The organism is Pseudomonas sp. Gutcm_11s, from assembly GCF_028649395.1.
Classification (GTDB): Bacteria; Pseudomonadota; Gammaproteobacteria; order Pseudomonadales; family Pseudomonadaceae; genus Aquipseudomonas.
Genome location: NZ_JAQSUW010000017.1, coordinates 352094 through 362853, shown reverse-complemented (window position 1 = coordinate 362853; position 10760 = coordinate 352094). Strand labels below are relative to the sequence as shown.

Genomic DNA, 10760 nt, shown 5'->3' with positions numbered 1-10760 from the left:
CTGCTCGCGTGACCCGCCTCGCAAATCCGGCGCTTTTTCGCGCCATAGCAAAAAGCCTTCACCGCCACGCGCATTTAGCCGTTAAGATCGCGCCCCTCGCAGTGACCTGACAGTCAGGTTTCACTGCAACCCCCGCCGCTCATCCAACAACAATTCATGCACTTCGGGGCACGCTGCGCCAGTTCTGGCGCCGGCGCGATCGTCTATTTGTCCGAAAAAATATGGAGGTTTGAAGTGTTCAAGAATTGTCTGTCCGCCTTGCTGATGATTACCGCGCTGGTCCTGAGCGGGCCCGCCTCGGCGCAACTGTCCGCTGGCGAAGCGATGAACATGACCGGTCTGCAGCGCTCACTGGTGCAGCGCATGGCCAAGAACTACCTGATGATCGGCGCCGATGTGCGCGTCGACAGCGCCAGTCGCCAGCTGCAGGAGTCGGTGACCCAGTTCGACAACGCCTACCAGGCCCTCAGCGCCTACGCGCCGACGCCGGAGATCAAGAGCAAGCTGGCCGAAGTCGGGCAGACCTGGGAGACCTTCCGCCCACAGGTCACTGCAAAGCCGGACCAGGCTCAGGCCGCCGCCATGCTGGCCAACAGCGAGAGCCTGCTCAAGCAATCGCAGGAACTGACCGACCTGATGGCCGCGCAGGTGGGCGCCATGGGCAACGTGGTCAATCGCAGCGGCTGGGCACGCGTGCAGAGCCAGCGCATCGCCATGCTCTACATGGCCAAGGCCTGGCAGGTTCAGGCGCCCGATCTGGACAGCAAGCTGGATACCGCCGTGGCGGACTTCGACGGCATTCTCAAGGAGTTCGAGGCCAAGCCGGCGGCGAACGAGCAGATTGCCACCTCGCTGCGCCGTGTGCGGGCCAACTGGGCCTTCACCCTCAAGGGCATCGACCTGCACGCCACCAGCGCCTTCGTGCCGACCTCGATCACCGTCAGCACCGATTCGCTGTTCCGCCACATGAACGAGCTGACCCGCCTCTACGCCGGCCTGCAGGGCTGACGCCGAACTACGCGCCGCGCCTCAGTCGCGCGGCGCGTAGGCGAATACGTCGGCGCGCATCTGGTGTGGGTCCATGCCGGCCGCGACCAGGGCGTCCAGGGTGCCGTAGACCATGCCCGGCGAACCGCTGGCGTAGACGTGCAGCGCCTTGAGGTCGCCGAAGTCCTGGCACACCGCCTCGTGCAGCATGCCGCAACGCCCGCCCCAGCCGCAGGCGTCGCTGACCACCCGGTGCAGTTGCAGGCCGGGCTGGCTCTCCCAGTCCGACCAGTGCTCCAGCTGGTAGAAATCGTCCGGGTGGCGCACGCCCCAGTACAGGTGAATCGGCTGGGCGAAGCCGCTGCCACGGCAGTGTTCGATCAGGCTGTGCATCTGCGCCATACCGGTACCGGCGGCGAGCAGCACCAGCGGCCCGTCCGGCAACTCGGCCAGGTGGGTGTCGCCGAACGGCATCTGCACCCGCGCCAGGCGCGTGCGCTGCAGCTGCGCGACGATCTGCCGGCTGCTGTCCTCGCGGGTAAGGATGTGCAACTCCAGATCGCGGCCCTGGTGGGGCGCCGAGGCCAGGGAGAACGCTGACCACTCGCCGTCATCGCGCTGCAGCAGCAGGTACTGCCCGGCGTGATAGCGCGGCGCCTTGCCGGCCGGGGCGCGCAGGCGCACGCGGCAGACATCGCCACCCAGATCAGTAAGGTCGAGCACCTGGCAACCGAAGGTACGCACCGGCAACTCGCCCGGCGCGAGCACGCCATCCCAGTGCAGTACGCAGTCTTCCAGCGGCTCGGCCAGGCAGGTGAACAGCTCGCCGTGGTCCAGCTCGGCGCCGGCCTGGCGCACCCGCCCTTCTACCAGCAACGCCGCGCAGATATGGCAGTTGCCATTGCGGCAGCTCTGCGGACACTCGTAGCCCAGGCGCCGCGCGGCATCGAGGATGCGTTCGCCGCCATGCACGTCGAGCACCGCGCCGGAGGGTTGCAGGGTGACCTTCATGACCTGATCCGCAGGTGACGCCTCCATCAGTCGATGCCCAGCTCTTTCCATAGTTCATCGACCCGCGCCACCACGGCCGGATCCTTCTCGATCACCCGACCCCACTCGCGCGTGGTCTCGCCTGGCCACTTGTGGGTGGCGTCGAGGCCCATCTTCGAGCCGAGGCCGGAGACCGGCGAGGCGAAGTCGAGATAGTCGATCGGCGTGTTGTCGATCATCACCGTGTCGCGCTTGGGGTCCATGCGCGTGGTGATGGCCCAAATCACGTCGTTCCAGTCGCGGGCATTGACGTCGTCGTCGGTGACGATGACGAACTTGGTGTACATGAACTGGCGCAGGAAGGACCAGACGCCGAGCATCACGCGCTTGGCGTGGCCGGGGTACTGCTTCTTCATGGTCACCACCGCCATGCGGTAGGAGCAGCCTTCCGGCGGCAGGTAGAAGTCGGTGATCTCCGGGAACTGCTTCTGCAGGATCGGCACGAACACCTCGTTCAGCGCCACACCGAGGATCGCCGGCTCATCCGGCGGGCGGCCGGTGTAGGTGCTGTGGTAGATCGGTTTCTGCCGGCGGGTGATGCGCTCGACGGTGAACACCGGGAAGGTGTCGACCTCGTTGTAGTAGCCGGTGTGGTCGCCATAGGGGCCTTCCGGTGCGGTTTCGCCCGGATAGATGTGGCCCTCGAGGACGATCTCGGCGCTGGCTGGCACCTGCAGGTCGGAGCCGATGGCCTTGACCAGCTCGGTACGATGGCCACGCAGCAGGCCGGCGAAGGCGTACTCGGAGAGGGTATCCGGCACCGGGGTGACGGCGCCGAGGATGGTCGCCGGGTCGGCGCCCAGGGCAACGGCCACTGGATAGGGACGATCCGGGTACTTCTGGCACCACTCGCGGTAGTCCAGCGCGCCGCCGCGGTGGCTGAGCCAGCGCATGATCACCTTGTTGCGGCCGATCACCTGCTGGCGATAGATGCCGAGGTTCTGTCGTTCCTTGTTGGGACCCTTGGTGATGGTCAGGCCCCAGGTGATCAGCGGCGCCACGTCGCCCGGCCAGCAGGTCTGCACCGGCAGCTTCCCCAGGTCGACCGCGTCGCCTTCTTCGATCACCTCGTGGCACGGCGCGTCCTTGAGGACCTTGGGCGCCATGCTGATGACCTTCTTGTAGATCGGCAGCTTGCTCCAGGCGTCCTTCAGACCCTTGGGCGGCTCGGGCTCCTTGAGGAAGGCCAGCAGCTTGCCGATCTCGCGCAGCTCGCCGACATCCTCGGCGCCCATGCCCAGCGCCACGCGCTCGGGCGTGCCGAACAGGTTGCCGAGCACCGGCACGTCGAAGCCGGTGGGTTTCTCGAACAGCAGCGCCGGGCCGCCCTTGCGCAGGGTGCGGTCGCAGATTTCGGTCATTTCCAGCACGGGAGAGACCGGGGTCTGGATGCGCTTGAGCTCGCCGCGGCTTTCCAGCTCGCGGATGAAGTCGCGCAGGTCGCGGTACTGCATGCTTGGGCCTCACAGGTCGGGGCGCAAAGTTTAGCGCCAGACTCGGGTATTCCGAAACAACGAGGCCGGGTTTCCCCGGCCTCGCGTGTAACGACTCGTGCTTACTTGCGCTTCATCGACAAGAAGAATTCGTCGTTGGTCTTGGTGTCCTTCAGCTTGTCGGTGAGGAACTCGATGGCAGCGATCTCGTCCATCGGGTGCAGCAGCTTGCGCAGGATCCACATGCGCGCCAGCTCTTCCTCGCCAGTCAGCAACTCCTCGCGGCGGGTGCCGGACTTGTTGATGTTGATGGCCGGGAACACGCGTTTCTCGGCGATGCGGCGGTCCAGCGGCAGCTCCATGTTGCCGGTGCCTTTGAATTCCTCGTAGATCACCTCGTCCATCTTCGAGCCGGTCTCGACCAGCGCGGTGGCGATGATGGTCAGCGAACCGCCTTCCTCGATGTTACGGGCGGCGCCGAAGAAGCGCTTCGGCTTCTCCAGGGCGTGGGCGTCGACACCACCGGTCAGCACCTTGCCGGAGCTCGGAATCACGGTGTTGTAGGCACGCGCCAGGCGGGTGATGGAGTCGAGCAGAATGACCACGTCCTTCTTGTGCTCGACCAGGCGCTTGGCCTTCTCGATCACCATCTCGGCGACCTGCACGTGGCGGGTCGGCGGCTCGTCGAAGGTGGAGGCGACCACTTCGCCGCGCACGGTGCGCTGCATCTCGGTCACTTCTTCCGGGCGCTCGTCGATCAGCAGGACGATCAGGTAGCACTCGGGGTTGTTGCGGGTGATGTTGGCCGCAATGTTCTGCAGCATGATGGTCTTGCCCGCTTTCGGCGGGGCGACGATCAGGCCGCGCTGGCCCTTGCCGATCGGTGCACAGAGGTCGATCACCCGGCCGGTGAGGTCTTCCTTGGAGCCGTTACCGGCTTCCATGGTCAGGCGCTTGGTCGGGAACAGTGGCGTCAGGTTCTCGAACAGGATCTTGTTCTTGGCGTTTTCCGGACGGTCGAAGTTGATGGTGTCGACCTTGAGCAGGGCGAAGTAGCGCTCGCCTTCTTTCGGCGGGCGGATCTTGCCGACGATGGTGTCACCGGTACGCAGGTTGAAGCGGCGGATCTGGCTGGGCGAGACGTAGATGTCGTCCGGGCCGGCCAGGTAGGAGGAGTCCGCGCTACGCAGGAAGCCGAAGCCGTCCTGGAGGATCTCCAGCACGCCGTCGCCGGAGATCTCTTCGCCGCTTTTCGCGTGCTTCTTCAGCAGGGCGAAGATGATGTCCTGCTTGCGCGAACGGGCCATGTTTTCCAGACCAGCCTGGTCGGCCATGTCCAGCAGTTCGGCAATCGGCTTTTGCTTGAGTTCGGTCAGATTCATAGGAATGAACGTAGGTATATAGAGAGAGGGAAGGAAAGCCCTGGGGGCTTTGCTGGCCGCGCCGCGGAGAAGGCGACTGGATCGCTCGATATTATCGGGAGGAGTGCGTCGGCGACGGCTTGGAGGGCAGCGAAGAACCCGCTGCAGGCCCGAATTTAACACCGGGTTTGGCGCCGCGTCCAGCCTGCGCCCAAAGAAAAAGCCCCGCGAGCTGCGGGGCTTTTGCGCTATCCGGGGCCGGGACCTCAGATATTGGCGTCGAGGAAGGCGGCCAGCTGCGACTTGGACAGGGCGCCGACCTTGGTGGCCTCGACGTTGCCGTTCTTGAACAGCATCAGGGTCGGGATGCCACGCACGCCGTACTTCGGCGGGGTTTCCTGGTTTTCGTCGATGTTCAGCTTGCAGACCTTCAGCTTGCCGGCGTAGGTCTGGGCGATCTCGTCCAGGACCGGGGCGATCATCTTGCACGGGCCGCACCATTCGGCCCAGTAGTCGACCAGAACAGGACCTTCGGCCTTGATCACGTCGTCTTCGAAGCTGGTGTCGCTGACGTTGGTGATGAATTCGCTCATGTACAGTCTCCGTGATCGGAAGCAGAAAAAGTGGCGCCATGATAGCCCGCATCCGCCCCTGCCGAAAGCCGCTGTCCATTGAGCTTGACTATCAATGGATTTCATACTGCTGATGAAAGACTACGGCAACCCGGCCATGGGCGGTTAACATGCAGTCATGCGGTGCCCGCTCGATCAGGTCGGGCACCAAGGTTTTGCCAAGGGACAATCCTTCATGCCCAATACCGCCAAACAGTTTCCTCTGATCGCCGCCATCGACCTGGGCTCCAACAGCTTCCACATGGTGCTGGCCAAGGCCGACCACGGCGAGATCCGCATCCTCGAGCGGCTCGGTGAGAAGGTGCAGCTGGCTGCCGGCCTGGATGACGAGCGCCAGCTCAGCGAGGAAGCCATGCAGCGCGGCCTGGACTGTCTGCGCCGCTTCGGCCAGCTGATCCAGGGCCTGCCTCACGGCGCCGTACGCATCGTCGGCACCAACGCCCTGCGCGAGGCGCGCAACCGCGCCGAGTTCATCCGCCGCGCCGACGAAATGCTCGGCCACCAGGTAGAAGTCATCTCCGGCCGTGAAGAGGCCCGCCTGATCTACCTCGGCGTCTCCCACACCATCGCCGACACCCCCGGCAAACGCCTGGTAGTGGACATCGGCGGCGGCAGCACCGAATTCATCGTTGGCCAGCGCTTCGAGCCGCTGCTGCGCGAGAGCCTGCAGATGGGCTGCGTCAGCTACACCCAGCGCTACTTCAAGGACGGCAAGATCACCCCGGCGCGCTATGCCCAGGCTTACACCGCCGCGCGCCTGGAGCTGATGAGCATCGAGCAGGGCCTGCACCGTCTGGGCTGGCAGGAGTCGGTAGGCGCCTCCGGCACCATCCGAGCCGTGGGCCTGGCGATCAAGGCCGGCGGCCTGGGCAATGGCGAGATCAATCCCGAAGGCCTGGCCTGGCTCAAGCGCAAGGTGTTCAAGCTGGGCGAGGCGGACAAGCTGGACATCGACGGCATCAAGCCCGACCGCCGGCAGATCTTCCCCGCCGGCCTGGCCATCGCCGAAGCCATCTTCGACGCCCTCGACCTGCAGCGCATGGACCATTCCGAGGGCGCTCTGCGCGAAGGCGTGCTGTATGACCTGCTCGGTCGCCATCACCACGAGGACGTGCGCGAGCGCACCCTGGGTTCGCTGATGGAGCGCTACCACGTCGACCTGCAGCAGGCCGCGCGCGTCGAGGCCAAGGCCCTGGCGGCGCTGGAGAAAGTCGCCAGCGCCTGGCAGCTGGACGAAGACTGGCACCGCGACCTGCTGCAGTGGGGCGCACGGGTCCACGAGATCGGCCTGGACATCGCCCACTACCAGTACCACAAGCATGGCGCCTACCTGATCGAGCACTCCGACCTGGCCGGCTTCTCCCGTCGCGACCAGCTGATGCTGGCCCTGCTGGTACGCGGCCACCGCCGCAACATCCCCAAGGAACGCTTCGCCGAGTTCGGCGAGGACGGCGTGCAGCTGTTGCGCCTGTGCGTGCTGCTGCGCTTCGCCATCCTCTTCCACCACATCCGCGGCACCCAGGAAATGCCCAAGGTGCAGCTGCAGGCCGGCCCGCAGCGCCTGGACATGACCTTCCCAGAAGGCTGGCTGGAAGCCAACCCGCTGACCCAGGCCGATTTCGAGCAGGAAGCCGAATGGCTGACCCGCATCAACTTCGTGCTGACCGTGCGCTGAGCCAATCGCGGACATGAAAAAGGGAGGCCTAGGCCTCCCTTTTTCGTTGCAGCGCGGCGCTCTTAGAAGAGGACGCGGCTGCGGATGGTGCCGGTAACGTGCTGCAGTTTTTCCAGGGCCAGATCGGAGTACTCGGCGTCGACGTCGATCACCACGTAGCCGACCTTGTCGTTGGTCTGCAGGAATTGGCCGGAGATGTTGATGCCGTTGTCGGCGAACACCTTGTTGATCTCGCTCATCACGCCCGGCACGTTCTCGTGGATGTGCAGCAGACGGTGCTTGCCCGGGTGCGCCGGCAGGGCGACTTCCGGGAAGTTCACGGAGGACACCGAGGTACCGTTGTCGCTGTACTTGACCAGTTTCTCGGCCACTTCCAGGCCGATGTTGGCCTGAGCTTCGGCGGTGGAACCACCGATGTGCGGGGTCAGGATCACGCGATCCAGGCCACGCAGCGGGCTCTCGAACTCTTCGTCGTTGGACTTCGGCTCGACCGGGAACACGTCGATGGCAGCGCCGATCAGGTGCTCGTCCTTGATCGCGGCGGCCAGGTGCTCCAGCTCGACCACGGTGCCACGGGCGGCGTTGATCAGGATGCCGCCCTTCTTCATGGCGCGGATTTCCTTCTCGCCGATCATCCACTGGGTGGACGGCAGCTCAGGCACGTGCAGGGAAACGATGTCGGCCATGCCCAGCAGGTCGTGCAGCTTGGCCACCTGGGTGGCGTTGCCCAGCGGCAGCTTGGTCACGGTGTCGTAGAAGAACACCTGCATGCCCAAGGCTTCGGCCAGGACCGAGAGCTGAGTGCCGATGGAGCCGTAACCGACGATACCGAGCTTCTTGCCGCGGATCTCGAAGGAGTTGGCCGCCGACTTGATCCAGCCACCACGGTGGCAGGAGGCGTTCTTCTCCGGAATGCCGCGCAGCAGCAGGATGGCCTGGGCCAGCACCAGTTCGGCAACCGAGCGGGTGTTGGAATACGGGGCGTTGAACACGGCGATGCCGCGCTCACGGGCAGCGCCCAGGTCGACCTGGTTGGTGCCGATGCAGAAGCAGCCGACGGCGACCAACTTCTTGGCGCAGTCGAAGACTTCCTCGGTCAGTTGGGTACGCGAGCGGATGCCGATGAAGTGCGCGTCAGCGATCTTGGTCTTCAGCTCCTCGTCGGACAGCGCGCCCTTGAGGTACTCGATGTTGGTGTAGCCAGCGGCCTTCAGCGTGTCGACGGCGTTCTGGTGCACGCCTTCCAGCAGAAGGAACTTGATCTTGCTCTTGTCGAGAGAGGTCTTGCTCATCGGAGTACCTGTGGTCCCACAAAAAGTGTCAGGAAAGCGGCCTTGGCCGGCCCGCGGATCGGCGGTGAGGCACGATTGGCGGGGTGCGTATGCTAACATACGCGCCCCGCGAAACTGCCACCCCTGGGCGATGAAGCGTTCTCAGGGTGACCATGAATAGTTCGAGAGTTCCCAGATGACCAATCCTGCCCTGATCGATGAGCTGAAGACCCTGGTGGATGCCGGCAAGGTGCTGACCGACGCCGATTCCCTCAACGCCTACGGCAAGGATTGGACCAAGCATTTCGCGCCAGCCCCGTCCGCTATCGTCTTCCCCAAGACCACCGAGCAGGTGCAGGCCATCGTGCGCTGGGCCAACCAGCACAAGGTCGCCCTGGTGCCTTCCGGCGGCCGCACCGGCCTGTCCGCCGCCGCCGTCGCCGCCAATGGCGAAGTGGTCGTGGCCTTCGACTACATGAACCAGATCGTCGAATTCAACGAATTCGACCGCACCGTGGTGTGCCAGCCGGGCGTGGTGACCAAGCAGCTGCAGCAGTACGCCGAAGACAAGGGCCTGTACTACCCGGTGGACTTCGCCTCCTCCGGCTCCAGCCAGCTGGGCGGCAACATCGGTACCAACGCCGGTGGCATCAAGGTGATCCGCTACGGCATGACCCGCAACTGGGTGGCCGGCATGAAGGTGGTCACCGGCGCCGGGGACGTACTGGAGCTGAACCGCGACCTGATCAAGAACGCCACCGGCTACGACATGCGCCAGCTGTTCATCGGCGCCGAGGGCACCCTGGGCTTCGTCGTCGAAGCGACCATGCGCCTGGAACGCGCGCCGAAGAACCTCACCGCGATGGTCCTCGGCACCCCGGACTTCGACTCGATCATGCCGGTGCTGCACGCCTTCCAGAACAAGCTGGATCTGACCGCCTTCGAGTTCTTCTCGGACAAGGCCCTGGCCAAGATCATGGCCCGTGGCGACGTGCCGCCGGCCTTCGAGACCGACTGCCCGTTCTACGCCCTGCTGGAATTCGAGGCCACCACCGAGGAAGTCGCTAACCAGGCACTGGAGACCTTCGAGCACTGCGTCGAGCAGGGCTGGGTGGTCGACGGCGTGATGAGCCAGAGCCAGCAGCAGCTGGAGAACCTGTGGAAGCTGCGTGAGTACATCTCCGAGACCATCAGCCACTGGACCCCGTACAAGAACGACATCTCGGTCACCGTCGGCCAGGTGCCGGCCTTCCTGCACGATATCGACCGCATCGTCGAGGCCAACTACCCGGACTTCGAGGTGGTGTGGTTCGGCCATATCGGCGACGGCAACCTGCACCTGAACATCCTCAAGCCGGAGAACCTGTCCAAGGACGACTTCTTCGCCAAGTGCGCCATCGTCAACAAGTGGGTGTTCGAGACCGTACAGAAGTACAACGGCTCGATCAGCGCCGAGCACGGCGTGGGCATGACCAAGCGTGACTACCTGCACTACAGCCGCTCCGAGGCCGAGATCGGCTACATGAAGGCGATCAAGGCCGTGTTCGACCCGAACGGCATCATGAACCCGGGCAAGATCTTCCCGCTTTGACTTCCGTCGGATGGCCGGTGCCGCGCGCACCTGCCATCCTGCCGCTCCGCGGTGGCTGTCCACCGTCTCCCCGTTCACAGGAGCCCGCATGAGCTACCAGCACCAGTACATCGACGGCACCCCGATCCACTTCCCGCTGGGCAAGGTGGTCTGCGTCGGCCGCAACTACGCCGAACACGCCGCCGAGCTGAACAACCCGATCCCCACCGAACCGCTGCTGTTCATCAAGCCGGGCAGCTGCACCGTGCCGATGGATGACGGCTTCGCCATCCCGCAGGATCGCGGTGGCGTGCACTTCGAGGCAGAGATCGCCGTGCTGATCGGCAAGCCGCTGTCGAAGAAACCCAGCGAAGAGGAAGTGCGCGACGCCATCTCCGGCTTCGCCCCCGCCCTGGACCTGACCCTGCGCGACGTGCAGGCCAAGCTCAAGGAGAAGGGCCTGCCCTGGGAACTGTCGAAGAGCTTCGACGGCGCCTTCGTGCTCGCACCGTTCGTCGTCGCCGACGCAGTGGAAGACCTGTGCGACATCGGCATCCGCCTGACCATCGACGGCCAGGTGCGCCAGGACGGCAACGCCAGCTCCATGCTCAACCCGATCATCCCGCTGATCCAGCACATCGCCGCGCATTTCAGCCTGCAGCCGGGCGACGTGATCTCCACCGGCACCCCGGCCGGCGTCGGCCCGCTGGCCAGCGGCGAAAGCCTGCAGGTCGAGCTGGTCGGTCTGTCGAGCTTTGCCACCCGCGTCCTCTGAATCCCC

At 64.8% G+C, this 10760-nt stretch carries 9 protein-coding genes; 4 read left to right on the top strand and 5 right to left on the bottom strand.

Translation table 11 applies throughout. The features are described 5' to 3' along the window. The first annotated feature begins 234 nt into the window (after positions 1-234). Positions 235-1008 (top strand): type IV pili methyl-accepting chemotaxis transducer N-terminal domain-containing protein, encoded by a 774-nt coding sequence (locus PTT45_RS20160; protein WP_273815765.1) that lies wholly within the window; start codon positions 235-237, stop codon positions 1006-1008. 21 nt (positions 1009-1029) lie between these two features. Here the strand turns inward: PTT45_RS20160 and PTT45_RS20155 are convergent, their stop codons facing one another. The 4 genes from PTT45_RS20155 to trxA all read right to left on the bottom strand — a co-directional run bounded on the left by PTT45_RS20155 (position 1030) and on the right by trxA (position 5424). Next, positions 1030-1998: a CDP-6-deoxy-delta-3,4-glucoseen reductase gene (locus PTT45_RS20155; protein ID WP_273815764.1), complete on the bottom strand. Its 969-nt coding sequence runs from the start codon at positions 1996-1998 to the stop codon at positions 1030-1032. A gap of 26 nt (positions 1999-2024) precedes the next feature. Next, positions 2025-3491 carry a 4-hydroxy-3-polyprenylbenzoate decarboxylase gene (gene ubiD / locus PTT45_RS20150; protein ID WP_273815763.1) on the bottom strand — a complete coding sequence of 489 codons (1467 nt, stop codon included), beginning with the start codon at positions 3489-3491 and terminating at the stop codon, positions 2025-2027. 101 nt (positions 3492-3592) lie between these two features. Then, positions 3593-4852, bottom strand: a complete 1260-nt coding sequence (gene rho, locus PTT45_RS20145) for a transcription termination factor Rho (RefSeq protein WP_192312707.1) — start codon at positions 4850-4852, stop codon at positions 3593-3595. 245 nt (positions 4853-5097) lie between these two features. Beyond that, positions 5098-5424, bottom strand: a complete 327-nt coding sequence (trxA, locus tag PTT45_RS20140; RefSeq protein ID WP_043310887.1) for a thioredoxin TrxA — start codon at positions 5422-5424, stop codon at positions 5098-5100. Between the two features lie 214 nt (positions 5425-5638). Here trxA and ppx point away from each other — a divergent pair, with 214 nt between their 5' ends. Beyond that, positions 5639-7138 carry an exopolyphosphatase gene (gene ppx / locus PTT45_RS20135; RefSeq protein WP_273815761.1) on the top strand — a complete coding sequence of 500 codons (1500 nt, stop codon included), beginning with the start codon at positions 5639-5641 and terminating at the stop codon, positions 7136-7138. Positions 7139-7200: 62 nt separating this feature from the next. Here ppx and serA read toward each other — a convergent pair whose 3' ends face one another. Next, the gene (gene serA, locus PTT45_RS20130) at positions 7201-8430 is read right to left on the bottom strand and encodes a phosphoglycerate dehydrogenase (protein WP_273815760.1); all 1230 of its coding nucleotides are present in this window, start codon (positions 8428-8430) and stop codon (positions 7201-7203) included. A 175-nt stretch (positions 8431-8605) separates the two neighbouring features. Here serA and PTT45_RS20125 point away from each other — a divergent pair, with 175 nt between their 5' ends. Together PTT45_RS20125 and PTT45_RS20120 are read left to right on the top strand one after the other, a co-directional pair. Next, the gene (locus tag PTT45_RS20125; protein WP_273815759.1) at positions 8606-10000 is read left to right on the top strand and encodes an FAD-binding oxidoreductase; all 1395 of its coding nucleotides are present in this window, start codon (positions 8606-8608) and stop codon (positions 9998-10000) included. Positions 10001-10088: 88 nt separating this feature from the next. Continuing rightward, positions 10089-10754, top strand: a complete 666-nt coding sequence (locus tag PTT45_RS20120; protein WP_273815758.1) for a fumarylacetoacetate hydrolase family protein — start codon at positions 10089-10091, stop codon at positions 10752-10754. The last annotated feature ends 6 nt before the right edge of the window (positions 10755-10760 follow it).